This is a genomic window from Chloroflexota bacterium, assembly GCA_014360805.1.
Taxonomy (GTDB): domain Bacteria; phylum Chloroflexota; class Anaerolineae; order DTLA01; family DTLA01; genus DTLA01.
Genome location: JACIWU010000057.1, coordinates 1 through 21,030, shown reverse-complemented (window position 1 = coordinate 21,030; position 21,030 = coordinate 1). Strand labels below are relative to the sequence as shown.

The window sequence follows — 21,030 nt, the reverse complement described above, 5'->3', positions numbered from 1 at the left end:
GAACGAGAGGACCGCAGAGACGCGGGCCAGGACTTGTATAGGCGGCTCTTGCGCCGCCGGGTTTTTTGGAATAGACTCTTGCAGAGAGGGATGCAATGCTAAGATACATCGTGCGACGACTTTTGTGGATGATCCCGGTATTGCTGTTCATTTCTATTGTAACATTCGCCTTGTCGCACGCAGTGCCCGGGGGGCCGTTTGACCGCGAGAAAAAACTCCCGCCCGAGGTCGTAGCCAACCTGGAAAAATACTACGGTCTGGACAAGCCTCTCTATCAGCAATACCTGACCTATATTGGCAATATCCTCACAAAGTTTGATTTTGGCCCGTCCATGCGGCAGCGTGGTCGCACTGTAAATGAGATTTTCGCCGCACATCTGCCGATTTCGGCGCAACTGGGCGTGTTGGCGCTTCTTGTCGCGCTCATCATCGGTATTCCGCTTGGCATCGTCGCTGCGCTCAAACAGAATACATTCTGGGATTATCTCGGCATGGGGGTTGCGGTGTTCGGCGTTTCGGTGCCGAACATCGTGCTGGGACCACTGCTCATCTGGATCTTCGCGTTGGCATTGGGCTGGCTGCCGGTTGCGGGCTGGGGCAAGCCCTCCCAGATGGTGCTACCGTCTATCGCGCTGGGGCTGGGCTCTTCGGCCATCATCGGGCGGCTCACGCGGGCTAGCATGTTGCAGGTGATCCGCGAGGACTACATCCGCACGGCTCGTGCCAAGGGGCTGACCGAACGCGTCATCATGATCCGCCACGCCCTGAAGAACGCGTTCATCCCTGTGGCCACGGTGCTGGGCCCCATGTTCGCCGCGCTGGTTACCGGCACCTTCGTGGTGGAGCAGATTTTCGCGATTCCAGGGATGGGCAAGTACTTCATCACCAGCGTAACCAACCGCGATTACGCGGTGGTGATGGGGACTACCCTTCTGTATGCGGTGTTCCTGGTGTTTGCGAACCTTGCCGTGGATATCACCTACGCGTTCCTGGATCCGCGTATTCGCTATACCTAACTTGAGATCCCTTCCCAGTCCCACGTGCCAGGTGCAGATGGCAATCGCGGGAATCGGGGCTGGGAATGCGAGGAGGAGATCGCATGACTGTTCAAGAGCGAGCCGCCAGCCGATTGGCGGTACGCGAGCAACGCGAGACCAACCTGTGGGCCGACGCGTTTCGGCGCCTGATCCGCAACCGCGCCGCGCTCGTGGGTGGCCTCATCGTCATCGGGCTAATCCTCGTGGCGGTTTTCGCACCGCAGATTGCGCCGATGCACTATGCCGAGGGCGATTCGTACAACGCCGAGACCGTGCCCGCATGGCTGGTTCCGTTCCTGCCGATCAAGAACATCCAGGCGTATGCGAAGATCAACAACGACTTCCTGTTCGGTTCGGACGAACTGGGTCGGGATATCCTGAGCCGCATCATCTACGGCACGCGCGTGTCGCTGCCGGTGGGGTTCATGGGCGCGCTCACGGCGCTTGTTATCGGGCTAGTATATGGCTGCATCTCCGGCTACTATGGCGGTAAAGTGGATAACATCATGATGCGCATCGTGGACATCATGTACGCATTCCCCACGATGCTCCTCATCATCCTGCTCATGGCGTTTTTCAAGTCTACCTTCGCCCAGGTGCAGGAGCCGGGCACCATCGCCTACACGTTCAACCAAATCAACAAGGTCGTAGACCGATTCCTGGGATTGCAAGGCGGGGGCATGTTGTTCATCTTTATGGGCATCGGCCTGACGGCGTGGATGGGCATGGCGCGTCTGGCCCGCGGGCAGATTCTGTCGCTCAAGGAGAAGGAGTTCATAGAGGCGGCCCATACCGTGGGCGCAGGCGATTTGCGCATCATCGTGCGCCACATCCTGCCCAACATCCTCGGCCCGTGCATCGTCGCCGAGACCCTTGCCATCCCGGGCTACATCAACTACGAGGTCTTCCTCAGTTTCATCGGTCTGGGGGTTGACGCGCCGACGCCGTCGTGGGGCTCCATGATCTCGGAGGGGTCGCGCGCCATCCGCTCCTATCCACACATGATCCTGTTCCCGGCGCTAGCGCTGTCCATCACCATGTTCGCGTTCAACTTCCTGGGCGACGGCCTGCGGGACGCGCTGGATCCGCGCATGCGAGGCACAACCTAATCGCAATCTCGGGCAAAGGGCGCGTTGAGCGTGGGGCGACATTGTAGACGAGCATGTATCCGAGAAGACCGCAGGGCCTGTGGAGGACTAGGTTCACGGGCCTGCGGTCTTTGCCTTGTGCGCGGGGGGCGGTGAGGCGCTATGTCTGACCTTCTTCAGCCTCGCCCCCAAAGACCTGCTCCGAAGCGGCTGTGGCTCTGGATCCTTGTGGGCGTCATCGTGGTCGGCTGCCTGGGCCTGGCGTGCGCGACGGGTGGGGTGGTGTGGCTGATTTCTTCGGGCCGCATCACCCTGGGCAGGACGACGCCGTCGGCGGCCACCCCTGGCCCGCGGCCCCCGGGCCGGGCGACGCTGGACCTGCGGCTCATGGCAGACCGCCCGACTACGCTGGACCCGGCGATGGTGGAGGACAGCGCCTCTGCCGAGTACGTGGACAAAATCTACTCCGGCCTGGTGGGCCTGGACGCAGATTTGAACGTCGTGCCGGACATCGCCGAGCGCTGGGAGGTCAGCGCCGACGGCACCGTGTACACGTTCTACCTGCGGTCCAACGTGTACTTTCACAACGGCCGAAAGGCCACCGCGCAGGATTTCAAGTATTCCGTTGAGCGGGCCTGCGACCCGGCCACGCGCTCGCCTGTCGCGAGGACGTACCTGGGCGACATCGTGGGCGCGGAGGACAAACTGGACGGGCGCGCCACCGAGGTCCGCGGCGTGCAGGTCCTAGACGACGCGACGGTTCGCATCACCATACGGGCCGCCAGGGCGTCATTCCTGGCGAAGTTGACCTACCCCACGGGCTTCTTCGTGGCCAAAGAGGAGGTTCAGTCGGGCCCCTCGTGGTGGCGCAACCCCGTCGGGACGGGGCCGTTCCGATTCCGGTCGTGGGATAGCCAGCAGGTGGTGCTGGAGCGCAACGACCGCTACTACCAGCCGTTGGGCGACGTGCGCACCGTTACGTTCCTGTTCGGCGGGGGCGCGCCGGTAACGATGTACGAGCAGGGCGAGTTGGACGCCGCTCCCGTGGGCGTGGCCGACATTGAGCGCGTGCTGGATCCGGCCAACCCGCTCCATCTAGAGGTGCAGGAGACGCCTCTCCTGTACACCCAGTACGTGGGGTTCAACGTTGAGCGGCCGCCGTTTGACGACCCGATGGTGCGCCGCGCGTTTGCACTCGCCACGAACAAGCAGGCCATGGCCGACGTGTTCTTCAAGCGCACGCGCGTGCCGGCCCTGGGAATCCTGCCGCCCGGAATGCCCGGCTACAACGAGCGCCTGCAGCCGATTCCCTTTGACCCGGAGCAGGCCCGCCAGGCGCTGAAGGCGTCGCGCTACGGGTCGGCGGGCAATCTGCCGCCCATCACGCTCACCGTAACGGGGGAGGGGGCCACCAACTCGTTCGCCAAACTGCTGGCGGGAATGTACGAGGAAGCCCTGGGGGTGCATCTGGACATAGAGCAGGTGGATTGGCCCACGTACCTGCAGGAACTTAACGCGCACAAACTCCAGATGTTCACGCTGGCGTGGAGCGCCGACTATCCGGATCCTGAGAACTTCCTGGAGACGCAGTTTCACTCCAAGAGCGAACTGAACAACACCGGCTACAGCAATCCGGACGTGGACCGCCTGCTGGAGCAGGCCATGACCGAGAGCGACACGGCGACGCGCCTGGCTCTGTACCAGCAAGCGGAACAGCGCATCGTGGACGACGCGCCGTGGATTCCGCTGTTCCACGGGCTGGACTACACGCTGGTGAAGCCCTACCTGCGGGGGCTGAAGGTTACGGCGCAGGGGAACTATCATCTGGTTTCCGTCGTTGCGGCGACGCAATAGCGGGCAAAACGAGGGCGCAACTTGCTAATCTTGCGGTTCCTGTGTACAATGCAAGGCGTTGTCGCAGGTGCCCCAAGAGCGGCTGCTATTATCCCTGTGGAGGAGTACTAATGGGAACTATTCTGGAAGTGAAGGGACTCAAGACCCAGTTCTTCACTCAAGATGGCATCGTCCACGCGGTGAACGGGATTTCGTACACGGTGGACGAGGGCGAGACGCTGGGCATCGTGGGCGAGAGCGGGTGCGGCAAGAGCGTGAGCGTGCTGTCCGTCATGCGCCTGATTCCCCAGCCGCCGGGGAAGATCGTCGGGGGGCAGGTGATCTTTGAGGGGCGCGACCTGCTCAAACTGAGCGAAGACGAGATGCGGCAGGTGCGCGGCAACAAGATCTCCATGGTGTTTCAGGACCCCATGACCTCCCTGAACCCAGTGCTGACCATCGCCCGCCAGATGACCGAGGGGATGGAACTCCACCTGGGGCTGGATCACCAGCAGGCCCGCAAGCGCGCCATTGAACTCCTGGAAATGGTCAACATCCCCCAGGCCAAGGACCGCATTGACGATTACCCGCACCAGTTCTCGGGCGGCATGCGCCAGCGCGTGATGATCGCCATGGGCCTGTCGTGCAACCCCCAACTCCTCATCGCCGACGAGCCGACGACCGCGCTGGACGTTACCATCCAGGCGCAGATTCTGGATCTGGTACGCGACCTGAAGCAGAAGATCGGCATGGCCATCATCTGGATCACCCACGACCTGGGCATCATCGCTGGCCTTGCGGACCGCGTTGCGGTCATGTACGCGGGCTACATCATAGAGTCGGCCCCCGTGAAGGAAATCTACGGCGATCCACGCCACCCGTACACGCTGGGCCTGCTCGGTTCTATCCCCCGCCTAGATGCCGAGCGTAAGAAGAAACTCACGCCCATTGAAGGCTCTCCACCGGACTTGATTGAGCCGGACCCCGGCTGCCCATTCGCGCCGCGGTGTCGGTTCGCCATTGAGCAGTGCATGGTAGAGAACCCAACCCTTCAGCCGGTGGCCTTGAACCACTACGTGGCCTGCTGGGTGGATACCAAGAGAGGAGTGGCGTAAGATGGCTGAAGCAGAAGTGCTCGTGAAGGTTGAAGGCCTCAAGATGTATTTTCCGATCACGCAGGGTATCGTGATCCAGCGCCACATCGGCGACATCAAGGCGGTGGACGGGATAGATTTCTTCATCCGCCGGGGCGAAACCCTGGGCCTGGTGGGCGAAAGCGGCTGCGGCAAGTCCACGACGGGCCGGGCCGTCCTGCAACTCTATCGCCCCACGGCCGGGCACGTGTGGTTTGAAGGCCAAGACCTGACCAAGATGAAGGGCGAGAAACTCCGCCAGATGCGCCGCAAGATGCAGATGATCTTCCAGGACCCGTATGCGTCGCTCAACCCGCGTATGACGGTGGGCAACATCATCGGCGAGCCCCTGGAGGTGCACAACATCCTCCGCGGCAAGGCGCTGAAAGAGCGCGTGCAAGAACTCTTGCAGGTCGTGGGCCTGAACCCCTATTTCATCAACCGCTATCCTCACGAGTTCTCGGGCGGGCAGCGACAGCGCATCGGCATCGCACGCGCCCTCGCCGTCCAGCCTTCCTTCATCGTCTGCGACGAGCCCATTTCGGCGCTGGACGTGTCCATCCAGGCGCAGATCATCAACCTACTGGAAGAGTTGCAGGACCAATTCGGCCTGACGTACCTGTTCATCGCCCACGACTTGAGCGTGGTGCGCCACATCAGCAACCGCGTGGCCGTCATGTACCTGGGCAAACTCATGGAGATGACGACGAGCCTGGAACTGTACAAGAACCCGCTGCACCCGTACACCAAGGCGCTGCTTTCCGCGGTGCCCATCCCCGACCCGGTGGTGGAGGAGAAGCGCAAGCGCATCATCCTGGAGGGCGACGTGCCCAGCCCCGCCAACCCGCCCAAGGGGTGCAACTTCGTTACCCGCTGCCCCATGCGGATGGACATCTGCAAGGAGCAGGAGCCCGAATTCCGCGACGTGGGCGGCGAGCACTTCGTGGCGTGTTGGCGCGTTTCGTAGCATCCCGTTCGCGCAGACCCAAAAGCCTCTCCGCGATGGAGGGGCTTTTGTTTGCGCCCGGTGGCGGCTCTGACCGGAGGTGAAGATGACCCCATTGGCATGTGTGGACGAAGCCGAATACGCGCAATTGGCGCGGGCCTTCGGCCCGTGCGTCCGCATGGTCTGCGAGATTCCCATGTCGGCCGCGAGCCTGGACAACTGGGCGGAACGTATCACGCCAGGCCGGCGAGGTGAAGTGGGCATGGTCATCGTGAACCCGGCGGGCAGAGTGCTCACGCATACGAAGTCCTTCTACCCGGCGGGCATCTTTCGCATCCCGACCGGCGGCATCGGCCACGACGAGCGTGTGCTGGACGCCCTGCGCCGCGAGTTGTGGGAGGAGACGGGGCTGGACGCTGAGGTGCAGCGCCTGCTGGCCGTTCTGGAGTACCGCTTCACTCACGACGCGCGCGAGGTTCGCTTCGCGACCTATCTGTTCCTGCTGCGCGCTGATGGGCGAGAGCCGCGCCTTCAGGACGCGAATGAGCGCATCGCCGCATTCCGACAGGACGACATCGCGGGCCTGCGGCGCATCGCCGAGCAGTTGGAGGGCCTGTCCGGAGACTGGAACGATTGGGGCCGATTTCGGGCGGTGGCTCATCGCGTGGCCGCCGAGGTCCTGGGCACATAACAGGGGCGATGGGTGCGGGGCCGTACCCGTCGGGTCGGCGCTCGCACGTCTCGCCCCTTGCCAAACCGGCCGCGAAGGGCCGGGGGAGGCAGCGGCGATCGGGCCGCTGCGGGTTCATGTTATCCGCTTTCGGCGCGAGGTCAAATCGCACCCTTGACGCCGTGAAACAAATGTGCTATTCTCTCATCCGACGCCGCGCGGTCTGACCTTCCGGCGGCGAGCCTTGCACAGGAGGTGCGGGTTTGTTCCCCAACATGTCAAACGCCTGGCGCGAGGTACTGGAGCGCATCTTCGCGGGCTTCCGGGCGCAGGACAACGCTACGCCAGAGTGGCTGGTGAATCCGAAGACGGGGCGCCGACTGAAACTGGACCGCTACTACCCGGACGCGGGCATCGCATTCCGCTTCGTGGGCAGCACGGGCAAGCGCAAAGCGCCCGTGTCCGAGCAGGAACTGGCCGAAGAGGCCCACCGCGAAGCCGTCCGCGAGACGCTGTGCCAGGAGGCAGGCGTCCACCTGATCACCATTGACCTCTACGAGAGCGAACCCCGGGATGTGCTGGAGGAGATACGCACCGCCCTCAGCCGCGCGTCGCGGCAACTGGCCCAGGGCGACCGTCCCCAGCGGGTCAAGGCCGACCTGAGCCTGCGCCTGGCGCGGGCGCGGCAGGCGTGCGACCGGCTGGCCCCCCGCGTGCGTTCTCACGAAGACTTGGCGACGTTCGCCCAACTGTGGGAGGACCGCCAGTACGTGCAGGCGGCCAAGCCAGCGGCAAGCGCGCCGCCAGCCCGAGTAGAGAACCCATTTGCGGTGGGGATGCGCGTGGAGCATGAACGGTTTGGGGCGGGGCGCGTGGTGGATGTGCGCGAGGATTCGGCGGGCATCATGGTCAAGGTTCAGTTTGACGATGGCAACGAAAGGACGTTCCTGCTCCACCTGGTTGTGGACAAGATGAAGCCCCGAAAGTGAGGGGGCGCATGAGCGTGTCGGCGTTGCTGGAGGAACTGGAACGCGTGCCGCACTTCGCGCGGAACGTTACGGCGTGGAGGCGGCAGGAGCCGCAGGCGGCGCGCCTGGCTCCGCTTCCGGCAGAATGCCATCCGGACTTGGCCGCCGCGCTGGAGGCGAAGGGGATTCGCGGCCTGTACGCGCACCAGGCGCTCGCCTGGCAGGCGGCGCGGCAGGGCCGCCACCTGGCTGTGGTTACGCCGACGGCGTCGGGCAAGACCCTGTGCTACAACCTGCCGGTGCTGGATGCGCTGCTTCGGGATTCGCGTGCGCGGGCCTTGTATCTCTTCCCGACCAAGGCGCTGTCGCGGGATCAACTGACCGAACTGGAAGACCTGGCCTCTCGCATGTCGGCTTCGCGCATCGCGCCGGCCGTGTACGACGGTGATACCCCCACGGGCGCGCGGGCGGGCATCCGCCGGACGGCGCGCATCGTCATCACCAACCCCGACATGCTCCATCGGGGCATCCTGCCCCACCACACCAACTGGATGGGCTTCTTCCAGAATCTGCGCTTCGTCGTCCTGGATGAAGTCCACACGTATCGCGGGGTGTTCGGCAGCCACGTGGCCAACGTCTTGCGGCGGCTGAAGCGGGTGTGCGCGTTCTACGGCGCGTCGCCTCAATTCATCTGTTCCTCGGCGACCATCGGCAACCCACTGGAACTCTCGCGCCGACTGGTGGAGGAGGACATCGTCCTGATTGACGAGGACGGCTCGCCCAAGGGCGAAAAGCACCTGGTGTTCTACAACCCGCCGTTGCTGGACGCTGAGACGGGCCTGCGCCGCGCCGCGCTCCTGGAGGCGGTGGCCCTGGCGGCGCGCGCCGTGGAGATGGACGTGCAGACCATCGTGTTCGCCCGCTCCCGCCAGTCCGCCGAAGTGCTGCTGACGTACCTTCGCGATGCCGTCCGCAAGCGGAAGCGCAACCCCGACGCCGTGCACGGCTATCGCGGCGGCTACCTTCCGCGCGAGCGGCGCGAGATTGAGAAGGCGCTGCGCGAGGGAGCGGCGCGCGCGGTCGTGTCCACCAACGCGCTGGAACTGGGCATAGACATCGGCCATCTGGAAGCCTGCATCATGGCGGGCTACCCTGGCACCATCGCCAGCACCTGGCAGCAGGCGGGCCGCGCGGGGCGACGCAAGGGCGCATCGGTGGCCGTCCTGGTGGCCAGCGCCGACCCGCTGGATCAGTACATCGTGCGGCATCCGGACTATTTCTTCGGCCGCTCGCCCGAACACGCGCTCATCCACCCCGACAACCCGCGCATTCTGGAAAGCCACGTCCGCTGCGCCGCGTTTGAACTCCCGTTCCGCGACGGCGAGACCCTGGGGGCGGCAGAGGCCACGCCCGACATCCTGGCGCGCCTGGAGCAAGAGGGAGTGCTGCGCCATGCCGCCGGCACGTGGTACTGGATGAGCGAGGCGTATCCCGCCGATGCGCTGTCGCTGCGGGTGGCCGACGCCGAGGCCTTCACGGTGGAATCGGTGGACGAGGGGGGCAAGCCCTGCGCCATCGGCGTCGTGGATCGGGCGTCGGCGCCGAGGTTTCTGTATCCGGGCGCTGTGTACATGCACGAGGGGCGGCAGTACCTGGTGGAAAGCGTCCAGTGGGAGGAGGGCCGGGCCAGGGTGCGGCCCGAGCCGGTGGACTACTACACGGACGCAATGGGCACCAGCGACGTTTCGGTGCTGCGCGTGGCCCAGGAAGACCCCGTCGCCGGCAGAGGCTTCGGCGACGTGCGGGTGGTCCGCCGGGTTACGGGCTATCGCAAGGTCAAGATGTACACCCACGAGACGCTGGGCTGGGGCGAGGTCAACCTGCCGGAGCAGAGCATGGACACGACGGCCTACTGGCTCACCGTGCCCGATGCGGCGCTGGACAATCTGCGGGCGGCGGGGGCGTGGGACGTGGAGCCGATCGCCGACTACGGCCCCAACTGGGAGGCGCAGCGCGAACTGGCCCGCCAGCGGGACGGCTACCGGTGCCGATTGTGCGGCGCTCCCGAGAGGCCCGGCCGCCGCCACGACGTTCACCACCTCATCCCGTTCCGCGAGTTTGGGTATGTGCCTGGGGAGAACGACCGCTATCGGCAGGCGAACGATTTGGGCAATCTCATCACCGTGTGCCACATTTGCCACACGCGCATTGAGACGTCCAAGGCCGCCGAGGGTGGGCTGCATGGGCTGGCCCACGTCCTGGTGCACCTGGCCCCGCTGTTCCTGATGGCCGCGCCGCAGGATTTGGGCGTGAGCGCGTCGGTGCAGGCGCCGGACACGCGCCGGCCCACCATCTACCTGTACGACGACGTGCCGGGCGGGGTGGGGTTCGCGGAACGTTTGTACGAACTCCACCGAGATTTGCTCCGCGCGGCGGAGGAACTCGTTGCCGCCTGCCCATGCAGCGACGGCTGCCCGTCATGCGTGGGGCCGGTGGATGACCCCGACGCCCAGACCAAGTCGCACACGCTCCTGCTGGTGCGAGAGATGCTGCGGTTGGGCGCGAGTTGAACAAACCGCCCACCTGCGGTACAATGACGCTCGGGCCAAAAGGAGCGGAATTGCCGACACCGGTTACGCATCTCGTCATCGCGAAGCATATTCTGGACGCGCACCCCGAACTGGTGCCCCAGGGCGGCGATCCTGCCCTCGGAGCGTTTCTGCTTGGCAGCACGCTGGCGGAGGTGCGCGTGCTGACGGGCGAGCCGCGCGCCGCCACGCACTTCCTGCGCCTGCCACCACAGCGCGGCGATTCGGGCATCCGCGCCATACTGAGCGCTCACCCGCACCTCGCCGACCTGGACGGCGCGGGAACTCGTGCGCGGCTGATGGTGGCAGGATACCTGGCCCACCTTCTGGCGGACGAGATTTGGCTTCGGCGCATCTACTGGCCGTACTTCAGGCACGCGATCGCCCGCCACGACTGGGAGAGGCTCCTGTGGCACGACCTGCTGCGTTCGCTGGTGGACCAGGAGGACCGGCCCGCCGTGCCCCGCGATTTTCGCCGCGCCCTGGAATCGGCCCCCCGCGTGAATCCGTTCCCGTTCATCTCGGAGCAGGCGCTGGACGGCTGGCGGCAGTTGCTCCTCCGCGAGTTGGAGTCGCCCGATTCATCGCCGACGTTCGCGCATTTTGCATCGCGCTACCAGTTGTCGGCCGAGGAGTTCGTCGCGCTGCTCCGCTCGTCGGAGCACATGGACCGCATACGGCGTGCGGTGCCGCAGGGCGCCATGGAGCGTTACCACGCCGAGGCCGCCCGTGTGGGCGCGGACCTGGTCGCGGCCTATCTGGCGGGCCGCGTGCGCGAATTCCCGCTCCCCCTTCTGGATCCGGACAACCCGGAGCCGTACGATGGGTAGTGTGTCGGTGGCAATTGCGCGACCCAGGCTACAGACGTCGGGTGCAGGTATGAAAACCAGCCCCTGCGCTCGCAATGGGTTGGCGGCACAACGCCAAAACACGTAGGGCGGCTTTCCATAGCCGCCGGAAACAGGGGGCAGGTATGGAAACCTGCCCTACACACAATGCGTTTCATGCTGCCACTCATCGGTCTGACCAACTTTCCACCGAAATGTATACACTACCGTACGATTCGTAGGGCGGCTTGCCCGCCCATTGCCAGCACGGAGGGTGCGTGATGAGGATTCTGGTTACCGGAGGTGCGGGCTACATCGGCAGCGTCGTGGCCGCGGAGTTGCTCGGCGCCGGCGAGGAGGTCATCGTCGTGGACAACCTGGCCCAGGGGCACCGCTCGGCTGTGCCACGGCAGGCGGCCTTTGAGCAGGGCGACCTGCGCGACAGGGCCTTCTTGGATCGCGTCTTCGCAACCCACAAGCCCGATGCCGTGATGCATTTCGCCGCCAACAGTCTGGTGGGCGAGTCGGTGGCCGACCCGATGCGCTATTTTCGCAACAACGTGGGCGGGGGGCTGACGCTGTTGGACGTGATGGTCGCGCACGGCGTGCGGAAGTTCATCCTGTCGTCCACGGCCAACCTGTTCGCAGCGCCGCGACGAATCCCCATCGGTGAGGATGAGCCTATCGTCCCGGGCAGCCCCTACGGCGAGACGAAGCATATCCTGGAGCGGATGCTGGCGTGGCTGGACGCGACCTGCGGGTTGCGCTACGCTGCGCTGCGTTACTTCAATGCCGCGGGCGCTACCGATGAGCGGGGCGAGGATCACCGCCCGGAGACCCATCTGATTCCCAGCGTCCTCCAGGTGGCGCTGGGCAAGCGCGACCATGTGCAAATCTACGGCGCCGACTATCCCACCCGCGACGGCACCTGCGTGCGCGACTATATCCACGTCGTGGATTTGGCCCAGGCGCACATCCTGGCGTTGCGCGCCCTGGATGAGAGCAGTCGCGTGTACAATCTGGGCAACGGGCGCGGGTTTACCGTGCTGGAGGTGATTGCGACGGTGCGGCGCGTTACCGGCCACCCGATTCCGGCGGTGGTGGCTCCGCGCAGGCCGGGCGATCCCCCGGAATTGGTCGCCAGTTCCGAGAAGATCGCCCGCGAACTCGGTTGGAGGCCGCGCTTCCCGGATTTGGAATCCATCGTCCGCAGCGCGTGGGAATGGCATCGGCGGTATCCGGATGGGTACCCGGAGTGAAGCGCGAATCACGCGAATCCGCACGAATAGATGACAGGCATTTGCGTTGTCGGTGGATTCCTACCCGAAGTGCATGGGAGGCAACTGTGAAGGTCGCGCTGAATGCATGGTTCGCAGACCAGCCTGCGACGGGCAGCGGGCAGTACACCGTCCGCCTGCTCCGGGCTCTGCTCGCGCTTGCACCCGAGTCGGAGTTTGTGCCGGTCGCGCCGCGAAAGGCGTCGCCCGTCCGCCGCGTCCTGGGAGAGAACCTGCACAAGGTGTGGTTTGAGCAGTGGGAGTTTCCCCGCGCGGCGCGAGATGCGGGCGCGGATGTGGCGCATGTGCCGTACTGGGGCGGGCCGATGCGATGCGCGACCCCTGTGGTGGTTACCATCCACGATCTCATCCCGCTCTTGTTGCCCGCGTACCGCGGCGACTGGCGGGTGCGGGCGTACATGCGGCTGGTGGCGGCGTCTGCGCGTCGCGCCGCGGCGGTGCTGACCGATTCGGAAGCCTCGCGGCGCGATATTCTCGCGCATCTGCATGTGAGTCCCGAACGGGTGCGCACGGTGTACCTGGCCGCCGACGAGGCGTACCGACCGCAGTCGCCCGCCGTGGTGGAGTCCGTCCGACAGCGGCTTGGGTTGCCGCCGCGCTATGTTCTGTACCTGGGCGGATTTGACGCGCGCAAGAACCTGCAGGGCGTGTTCGCGGCTTTCGCCCGCGTTGCGGCGCGTGTGCCCGATGCGCGGCTGGTGGTGGCGGGCCGCCTGCCCGCGCGCGACACGCCGTTCACGCCCGACCCGCGCCGCCTGGCCCGCGAGGCCGGCGTGGAAGACCGCACGGTTTTCGCCGGCTGGGTGGACGAGGCCGACAAGCCCGCGCTGTACGCGGGCGCCGATGCGTTCCTGTTCCCTTCTCGCTACGAGGGCTTTGGCCTGCCGCCGCTGGAGGCGATGGCCTGCGGGACGCCCGTGATCGCCAGCGACGCCGCGTCGCTGCCCGAAATCGTGGGCGAGGCGGGCTTGTTGTACAACCCCGACGACTGGGCGGGCATGGGCGAGGGGCTGCTCGCGCTGCTTGCCGATGACGCGATGCGCGCCGCCCTCGCGGAGAAGGCACTGGCCCAGGCGCGGAAGTTCTCCTGGGCGCGCACCGCCGAGGAGACGCTCCGCGCCTACGAATCTGCTCTGGGGAGGTGAACCCGTGCGAATGCGCGCCGCCACCGCTGTGCCACTGCTGCTTACGCTGGTTCTCCTGGCGGTTTCGTCCGCGTGTGGGGCGAAGCCGACCCCCACGCCGTCGCCCACGCCCACGCCCCGCGCCACGGCGACGCTCACCCTCCCGCCGCCGACCCCCACGCCTTTCTATACCCGCAGCCCGCTGATGACGGCGATAGCCGGCTTCACGCCCACGCCTGTGCAGTGCCAGGCCACGCCGCAGTGGGGGCTGGGGGACGTGTGGAACCTGGTCCGCGATTCGGTCGGGTGTCCGCTGGGGCCGCAGATGCCGTTCCAGGGGCAGAAATGCTCCTTCCAGTCGGGGCTGATGATCTGGCGAGGCGACCTGAAGGTGCTCTACGTGCTGTACTATTCCGGCGAGCCCAGGCTTGAGGTGTATCGGGACACCTACGCGGCGGGGGAGGCGACGCCTGTGCCCTTGCCCACGCCGACTCCCGCGTTGGGACTGCCGATGTCGGAGCCGACCGGTCCGTTCCAGAAACTGTGGCGCGAGGTGGAAGGCGTGCGCCAACGGCTAGGCTGGTGCGTGAGCGACGACCCGACGCAGGCCTGCCCCGTCCGGACGTTTGAGGGCATCGCCCAGGACTGCGAACGGGGCACGCTGCTTTGGGATCGCGAGGCGGCCTTCGCCCTGTTCTTTGCGGACATGACGTGGGAGATGTATTGAGCCCGAACGTTTTCATTTGACGGTGCTGCTGGAACCTTTGACGCCCTGGATACCTGTGGTATACTGATGTTGGAGCATAGGCACAGGTTTGTGTCATTGCAGCGGCTGCCAGCGGGCAGTGATGTTGTCAGAACCCGACCAGGCCGGTAGTGCGCGATCAGAGGGACTCGCGGTGTGAGTGGCGCATCATGCCAGACTTCCGCATCATCGGCGAGATCAAGGGCATTGAAACTATCGCCGTAGGCCGCAGCGTGTACGGCAAAGGCCGGTGGCGGAAGATGAAGGGTGTGGCCACGGTGCAACTTGCCGATGGTACGATTTGTGAGGCCGAGATTCACTGGTTTGAGGCGCATGGTATAGGGCGCAGGGATTTCAAGATCAAGAGGTTGATTCCATGAGTAAGTTCGTGCTTTGCGTCAATAATGCAAGCAATCCCGCCAGCCTCATCTTGGGCAAGGTCTATCGCCGGTTGCCCGACCCTGAGGCGGAAGCGCACGATATGATTCGCGTCCTTGATGAAGATAGGTCGGAGCCGGAGGGGTATCTGTATCCCGCATCCATGTTCGTGCCCATTGAGTTGCCAGAGGCGGCGGAGCGGGTTTTGATGGCCGCGAACACTTGATGGGCGTCGGCGGTCGGCCCGGCCGAGGGGACTCATGCCCCGAAGAGGCGCGGTCGCATCCGTACTCTCGCCCACGCATTCGCCAACCCCCTATTGGGAAACGTCCGGATGGGCGCGTAGCCGCGCATTCCCCTCTCGTGCCGCCAGCACCGCCGCCTGGTACTCGTCCTCGGTCAGCGGCGCGCCCGGCGGAAACGGCAGGACGTGATTCTGCAGGAGCGGGTCGGCGTCGGCGGCGATCAGGCCCGCGCGCACCCACCGCTCCCACTCCACCGTGCCCTGGATCGGCGCGAACCGCGACACGTGCGCCGTTACCCCCAGCGAGTGGACAAACGCGATGGTGTCCATGACCTCGTGGAACGTCTGTCCGACAAGCCCCGCCAGGATGTACGCGCCCACCTGCCTGCCCGTGAACCCCGCCCGCTTCAAGTATTCGACGGCCTGCGCGAACTCGGCGGCGCTGGTCTTGGCGCCCGTGGCTTGCAGCGTTGCCTCGGATACGGTCTCCAACCCGATGCGAATCGTCTCAAACCCCGCCTGCTTCATCTTGTGCGCCAGCGCCTCGGTCATGCCGCGGGCGTGGATGCCGTTGGGCGTGTGGAACCGACAGCGAATGCCCCGCGCCATGATGCCGTCCAGGATGCGCTCCAGGTGCTCCGCCGAGTGCACCAGCAGCGCGTCGTCGTAGAAGGCAATGTCGGGGATTTGCAAGTCCTGGACGATGTGGGCAATCTCGGCCACGACGTCGTCCACCGGACGGGGGACGTAGCCCGTCGGATTGAGCAGGCGCGACGCGCAGTAGGTGCAGCGGTAGGGGCAGCCGCGCGACGTCGCGACGGCGGCGAAGCCCTGGTTGCGCCGAAGGTGATGGGCGGGGTAGCAGGGCATGGGCGCGTCGGATGGGCGCAGGTTCAGTCCCGCCAGCAGCGCCGGCAGCGTCGCCTTCCAGTCGCCTGGGAGGACGTAGTCGGCGCCCGAATGCTGACGCGCGTGGTCGGCGCACAGGGTGGCGTAGATGCCGCCCAGGACAACCGGCACGCCGGGGAACGATTCGCGGAGAAGCGCGATGGCGAAATGCACGCCCGGGTACCAGTAGGTCATACCGGAGGTAGCCAGGATGATGTCGGGGGGCGGGACGGCGGCGAGTTGGCGGCGCACCGTGTCCAGCGGCAGGCCATAGCGGCCAAAGCGGCGGGGGACGTGGCCCACGCAATCGGGCTTCGGGACCACGGTTTTCAGGAAGTGCCCGCAGCCAAACCGGTCCTCGCGGATTCTGTACGCCCGGAGGTCGGGGTGTCGGCGGTCCAGGCAGTCCAGCAGCCACACTTCGTAGCCCAGGCCCAGCAGGTACGCGCCGACCTCCAGCAGGCCCGTCGGCTCGCTCCACAGGTTGTACGCGGCGAAGTCATAAATCCACGGGTTGACCAGTAGCGCACGCCACGAACGCTTCATGCGAATCTCCGCACGTCCAGGCGTTTCCGAGTGGCTCTATGGGATGGACTGCGACAGCCATTGTGTTGGGTTCACCGGAACATTGCTGAGGCGCATCTCCCAGTGCAGGTGGGCGCCGGTGGATAGCCCTGTGTTGCCCACGGTGCCGATGGCTTCCCCCTTCTGCACCGACTGCCCGACCTGCACGGCGATGGTGTGCAGGTGGAAGTAGGCGCTGCAAACGCCCAGGCCGTGATCTATCACGATGCCGTTGCCGTACACCTGGAGTGCGCCGGCGAAGACCACCCTGCCGGCGTTGGCGGCCAGGACGGGCGTGCCGGTCGGGGCCGACAGGTCTATGCCACCGTGCCGCGACTCGCGCCGCCCGTCGTTGTACTGGCGATAGGCCCCGAACGACGTGGTAACCGCGCCCTGAACGGGCTGCAGGAACTCACCCGTCCAGAGTTTGTGCGCCGTGCGCATGCCGAAGGCGCGCTCCAATTGCAGGCGGTCTTGCTCCAGGAGGGTCGGATCCAGAAGATACGTGCGGTCGGGCGGGATGGTTACCAGGCTGCTCTCAAACGTGCCCTCGCGCACCTGAACGGTGAGCGAGAGGCGGACCGCGTCGGCGGGCGACGTGCGCGCCCATACCACCAGTTGCCGCGCGCCCGGCGTCGCAGCGAAGCCGACGGGCACGAGCGCGAAGGCGAGGTCGCCGTCGCGGGAGAAGGCTAGCCGCTGACCGTCCAGCCAGCCGTCCAGCAGGACGCCTTCATCGGGGTGCGCGGTGATGACCAGCACCTGGCCCTGGGCCACGGGCGCGGGCCGCGCATCCACGCTCCGAATCGGCCCGGCGCCGACGGTCGCGGACACGGCGCTGCTGCTCGGAATCGTAAGGGGCTGGCCCGCCTGGATTCTGGCGGGGTCGGCGATGCCGTTGGCGGCGGCCAGCGCTTCCACCGTAGTCCCGAAGCGCGCGGCGATGCCGAACAGCGTGTCGCCCGGCTGCACGACGTACACGCTGGCCGACTCCGTCGCAGGCTCCGGCGAGGGCAGGACTAGCGCGCGGCCCGGGGCCAGCATATACAGGTCGGCGATGCCGTTGGCGGCGGCCAGCGCCTCTACGGTTACGCCGAAGCGCGCGGCCACGTCGGCCAGTGTTTCGCCCCAGGCGAGCGTGTGGTGCACGGTCGGGTACGGGAGGCTGGCGTGGGCGGTCCCTGCCGCGCACAGCGCTAGGGCCAGACACAGGGCGACGGCGGCGATCCGCCTGGGAGAGCCTTTCATGTTCGGGCCTGGCCTCACAGTTTGTAACCGATCATGCGCAGGAAGTCCTTGCGCTTCTTGATGTCCTCGTCGGTCTCCACGCCTTTGGTCTTCACGCCGTCAATCACGCCCAGGATGCCGCGCCCCTGTTCCGTCTCGGCGATGATGACCTGCACGGGGTTGGCCGTGGCGCAGAAGATGCGGCACACCTCGGGCACGTCCTTGATGCGGTTCAGCACGTTGATGGGGTACACATTGCCCAGCATGATGATGAAGGCGTGCCCCGCGGCGAGGGCCAGCGCGTTCTTCTTGGCGAGTTCCACCAATTCGGGGTCGGTGCCGCTGGCGCGCACCAGGGCCGGCCCGGACGACTCGCAGAAGGCCACGCCGAAGCGGATGCCCGGGACGGCCGTTACCAGTGCCTCGTGGATGTCCTCCACCGTCTTGATGAAATGGGACTGGCCGAGGATGAAGTTCATGTCCTCGGGCTTCTCAATGGATACGATCTTCAATTCCATGGCGTCCCTCCCAGCCTGCGTTTGCATGAGATTATAGCACAAAGCGTGCCACCGAAGAATTCCGCGCGCCGTTGGGTAGTCTGCGTCCGGCGGCTAACCGCGAATAGCGCGAATCTACGCGAACAGGGGACGCGGATCCGAGGTGCGATGCACTTCCGGAAGTGCGTCGCACCTCGGCGGCTGTGGACAGCCGCCCTACGGATTTGGCTATGGAGCCGAGCCGCGCCGGTTGCAAAACTGCGGCGCTGTGATATTATGGGGCGCAGCGGCAGGCAGCCGCGTGTGGATGGGAGCGACATTCGGTATGCGGCTAACTCGGCACGAGAAGCAGATGCTGGCGGGCAAGGAAGGTCCCGCCGTGCAGAAAGCGATGGAGATCGTTACCGCGCTGGGGCGAATCTACGGCGCGACGGATTTGGTGCACGTGGAGAGCGTCCAGGTGGCGGGCGTGAGTTACAAGAACCTGGGCGAGGCCGGGCTGCTGTTCCTGCGCGAGTGGGCGCGGGAAGGGGCGCGGGTGCGCGTGCCCACCATGTTGAATCCGGCGGGTGTGGATTTGGAGCAGTGGCGGGCGCTGGACCTACCCGAAGAGTTCGCGCAGCGGCAGATGGAGGTGCTGGACGCCTACGCGCAGATGGGGATTGAGATGACCTGCACATGCACCCCGTACCTCATCGGCAGGGTGCCAGGGCTTGGGGCACACCTGGCCTGGAGCGAGTCGTCGGCGGTGGCGTTTGCCAACTCGGTGCTGGGCGCGCGCACGAATCGCGAAGGGGGGCCGAGCGCGCTGGCGGCGGCCATCTGCGGGCGCACGGCGCGCTACGGGCTGCATCTCACCGAGAACCGCCGCGCCACGCACATCGTCCGCGTGGCCTGTCCTGTGCGCACCGAGGTGGATTTCGGCGTGCTGGGCTACGAGGTGGGGCGGCGCGTGGGGAAGGGAATCCCCTACTTTGTAGCAGACGGCGCGGCCTGGAACGCGGAGACAACCTCGGCGGGGCTGCACCTGCGCATGCTGGCGGCGGCCATGGCCGCAGGGGGCGCTGTGGCGCTGTTCCACGTGCAGGGCATGACGCCCGAATCGGAACTGGACGAGATCGTGCGGCCCGACGCCGAGGAGATACGCATTGACTCGCTGGCGGAAGGATATGCGCGCTTGAGTAGCCCGCTGGAACCTATTGACTTTGTGAGTATCGGCTGCCCCCATGCGTCGCTGGAGGAGTTGAGGGATGTGGCGCGCTACCTGGCCGGCAGACGCGTGCGGAGCGTGTTGTGGATCACCACGGCGCGCGAGACGCGACGGCGGGCCGAGGCAGCGGGCTGGGTGCAGGCGATTGAGCACGCCGGCGGCCATGTGGTGAGCGACACCTGCCTGGTGGTGGCCCCCGTGGAGGCGCTGGGGGTCAAGACCATGGCGACGAATTCGGCCAAGGCGGCATTCTACGCGCCCTCGCATTCTGGCCTGCAGGTGCGGCTGGGGACGCTGGGCGAGTGCCTGGACGCGGCGGTGCAGGGCCGTTGGGCGCCGCGAAGGAGGCCCACGTGTTGAGACTCCGCGGGCGCATCATCAAGGAAGGCGCGGTTCATGGCGAGGCGCTTGTCTCGCCCGAACCCATCGGCTTCCTGGGCGGCGTGGATCCCGAGACCGGCGTCGTGGTGGAGGCGGGGCACCCGTTGCGCGGCCAATCGGTGGCGGGCAAAATCCTGGTCTTCCCCACGGGCAAGGGGAGCACGGTGGGCTCCTACGTGTTGTACCGCCTGGCGTACAAGGGCCTGGCTCCGCTGGGCATCATCAACGCTGCGAGTGAGGCCATCGTGGCGGTCGGCGCGATTATTTCCAACATCCCGATGGTGGATGGGATAGACATCGGGCAGATACGCACGGGCGACGAGGTTACGATTGAGGGCGAATGGGTTACCGTTCGCCGCGTGGCCCGCACGGGGCAGGGGGCAGAAGCGGAATGAGCGCGGAGGGCGCGACGGTCTTCGTGAAACTGGGCGGCTCGCTGATCACCGACAAGACGCTGGAGGCCACGCCGCGCCTGGATGTCATCCGCCGTCTGGCGCGGGAGGTGCGCGCGGCGCTGGACGCCGCACCCGGCCTGCGGGTGCTTTTGGGCCACGGAAGCGGGTCATTCGGGCATTTTGCGGCGCGGCGCTACGGCGTGCACCTGGGGCTGGCGGGGCAGGGCGACTGGCGCGGCCTGGCCGAGACGAGCGCCGCCGCCGCCCGCCTGAATCGCCTTGTCGTGGACGCCTGCCTGGAGGCCGGCGTGCCGGCCCTCTCGTTGCAGCCGTCGGCGTCGGCGCGCCGCCGCTCGGGGGCCCTGGCCGAGATGGCCACGGGGCCGATTGAGGCTGCGCTGGCCCATGGTCTGGTGCCGCTTGTGTACGGCGACGTGGCGTTTGACGACGACCAGGGGACGGCGATCATCTCCACCGAGGACATCTTCCTGTACCTGGCGCGGCGCATCCCCCCGAACCGCATCCTGATGGCGGGCATCGTGGATGGGGTCTATGAGTCGGATCCGCTGCGTCATCCCGACGCCCGCCGGATTCCGGTCATCACGCCGGCAACGCTGGCGCAGGGTCTGGGCGGGCTTGGCGGGTCCCACGGCACCGACGTAACGGGCGGGATGCTGGGCAAGGTGAGGGCGCTGGCGGCCCTGGTGGAGGAGCGGCCGGGGTTGCGCGTGCATTTCTTCTCGGGCGAGATTCCCGGCCGCCTGGCCGAGGCGCTGCTGGGCCGCGAGACGTTCGGGACCATCTTGCGGGCTGGGGGCATCCACGAATAAGACGAATCCAGTGGTATGCGAACCTCACCCCCTCAATCCCCCTCTCCGCCCACGGCGAGGGGGGCGCCGAAGGCGCGGGGGTGAGGTGTGCTGCCGCCCTGCGCGGCGATGCGGCGATTCATCCCCACCCGCGTGGAGCAAATTGGCAATTTGCTCCAC

The 21,030-nt window shown here is 66.2% G+C and carries 20 protein-coding genes; 17 read left to right on the top strand and 3 right to left on the bottom strand.

What is annotated here, in order from left to right:
- Positions 1-95: 95 nt before the first annotated feature.
- The 14 genes from H5T65_10235 (at position 96) to H5T65_10170 (ending at position 14,861) form a co-directional block, all read left to right on the top strand.
- Positions 96-1,016 (top strand): ABC transporter permease, encoded by a 921-nt coding sequence (locus H5T65_10235; GenBank protein ID MBC7259615.1) that lies wholly within the window; start codon positions 96-98, stop codon positions 1,014-1,016.
- An 83-nt stretch (positions 1,017-1,099) separates the two neighbouring features.
- Complete coding sequence (locus H5T65_10230) at positions 1,100-2,146, top strand: ABC transporter permease (protein MBC7259614.1); 1,047 nt, start codon at positions 1,100-1,102, stop codon at positions 2,144-2,146.
- A gap of 141 nt (positions 2,147-2,287) precedes the next feature.
- Positions 2,288-3,979 (top strand): peptide ABC transporter substrate-binding protein, encoded by a 1,692-nt coding sequence (locus H5T65_10225; GenBank protein MBC7259613.1) that lies wholly within the window; start codon positions 2,288-2,290, stop codon positions 3,977-3,979.
- Between the two features lie 110 nt (positions 3,980-4,089).
- A complete protein-coding gene (locus H5T65_10220; GenBank protein MBC7259612.1) occupies positions 4,090-5,073 on the top strand; it encodes an ABC transporter ATP-binding protein in 984 nt (327 codons plus the stop codon).
- Position 5,074: 1 nt separating this feature from the next.
- Entirely contained in the window at positions 5,075-6,058 is a 984-nt protein-coding gene (locus H5T65_10215) for a dipeptide ABC transporter ATP-binding protein (protein MBC7259611.1), read from the top strand.
- A gap of 85 nt (positions 6,059-6,143) precedes the next feature.
- A complete protein-coding gene (locus tag H5T65_10210; GenBank protein MBC7259610.1) occupies positions 6,144-6,728 on the top strand; it encodes an NUDIX hydrolase in 585 nt (194 codons plus the stop codon).
- Positions 6,729-6,982: 254 nt separating this feature from the next.
- Positions 6,983-7,696: a hypothetical protein gene (locus H5T65_10205; protein ID MBC7259609.1), complete on the top strand. Its 714-nt coding sequence runs from the start codon at positions 6,983-6,985 to the stop codon at positions 7,694-7,696.
- 8 nt (positions 7,697-7,704) lie between these two features.
- Positions 7,705-10,245, top strand: a complete 2,541-nt coding sequence (locus H5T65_10200) for a DEAD/DEAH box helicase (GenBank protein ID MBC7259608.1) — start codon at positions 7,705-7,707, stop codon at positions 10,243-10,245.
- A gap of 50 nt (positions 10,246-10,295) precedes the next feature.
- Entirely contained in the window at positions 10,296-11,093 is a 798-nt protein-coding gene (locus H5T65_10195; GenBank protein MBC7259607.1) for a hypothetical protein, read from the top strand.
- 278 nt (positions 11,094-11,371) lie between these two features.
- Positions 11,372-12,349 (top strand): UDP-glucose 4-epimerase GalE, encoded by a 978-nt coding sequence (gene galE, locus H5T65_10190; protein ID MBC7259606.1) that lies wholly within the window; start codon positions 11,372-11,374, stop codon positions 12,347-12,349.
- 86 nt (positions 12,350-12,435) lie between these two features.
- A complete protein-coding gene (locus tag H5T65_10185) occupies positions 12,436-13,533 on the top strand; it encodes a glycosyltransferase family 4 protein (GenBank protein ID MBC7259605.1) in 1,098 nt (365 codons plus the stop codon).
- Between the two features lie 4 nt (positions 13,534-13,537).
- On the top strand, positions 13,538-14,239 hold the full coding sequence (locus H5T65_10180; protein ID MBC7259604.1) for a hypothetical protein: 702 nt from the start codon (positions 13,538-13,540) through the stop codon (positions 14,237-14,239).
- Positions 14,240-14,427: 188 nt separating this feature from the next.
- The gene (locus tag H5T65_10175; GenBank protein ID MBC7259603.1) at positions 14,428-14,637 is read left to right on the top strand and encodes a hypothetical protein; all 210 of its coding nucleotides are present in this window, start codon (positions 14,428-14,430) and stop codon (positions 14,635-14,637) included.
- Complete coding sequence (locus tag H5T65_10170; GenBank protein MBC7259602.1) at positions 14,634-14,861, top strand: hypothetical protein; 228 nt, start codon at positions 14,634-14,636, stop codon at positions 14,859-14,861. The genes H5T65_10175 and H5T65_10170 overlap by 4 nt, the downstream gene beginning before the upstream one ends.
- A gap of 90 nt (positions 14,862-14,951) precedes the next feature.
- Here the strand turns inward: H5T65_10170 and H5T65_10165 are convergent, their stop codons facing one another.
- From H5T65_10165 to H5T65_10155, 3 genes are read right to left on the bottom strand one after another with little or no spacing between them, the layout of a single operon-like run.
- Positions 14,952-16,313, bottom strand: coding sequence for a radical SAM protein (locus H5T65_10165; protein ID MBC7259601.1), 1,362 nt, complete (start codon positions 16,311-16,313; stop codon positions 14,952-14,954).
- Positions 16,314-16,349: 36 nt separating this feature from the next.
- Positions 16,350-17,579, bottom strand: coding sequence for a peptidoglycan DD-metalloendopeptidase family protein (locus tag H5T65_10160; GenBank protein ID MBC7259600.1), 1,230 nt, complete (start codon positions 17,577-17,579; stop codon positions 16,350-16,352).
- 14 nt (positions 17,580-17,593) lie between these two features.
- Positions 17,594-18,076, bottom strand: a complete 483-nt coding sequence (locus tag H5T65_10155; GenBank protein MBC7259599.1) for an adenosine-specific kinase — start codon at positions 18,074-18,076, stop codon at positions 17,594-17,596.
- 304 nt (positions 18,077-18,380) lie between these two features.
- Between H5T65_10155 and H5T65_10150 the strand changes: the two genes are divergently transcribed.
- From H5T65_10150 to H5T65_10140, 3 genes are read left to right on the top strand one after another with little or no spacing between them, the layout of a single operon-like run.
- Positions 18,381-19,625 carry an aconitase X catalytic domain-containing protein gene (locus H5T65_10150; GenBank protein MBC7259598.1) on the top strand — a complete coding sequence of 415 codons (1,245 nt, stop codon included), beginning with the start codon at positions 18,381-18,383 and terminating at the stop codon, positions 19,623-19,625.
- A complete protein-coding gene (locus H5T65_10145) occupies positions 19,622-20,041 on the top strand; it encodes a DUF126 domain-containing protein (protein ID MBC7259597.1) in 420 nt (139 codons plus the stop codon). Before H5T65_10150 ends, H5T65_10145 begins: the two co-directional genes overlap by 4 nt.
- On the top strand, positions 20,038-20,871 hold the full coding sequence (locus tag H5T65_10140; GenBank protein ID MBC7259596.1) for an isopentenyl phosphate kinase family protein: 834 nt from the start codon (positions 20,038-20,040) through the stop codon (positions 20,869-20,871). Before H5T65_10145 ends, H5T65_10140 begins: the two co-directional genes overlap by 4 nt.
- Positions 20,872-21,030: the final 159 nt, after the last annotated feature.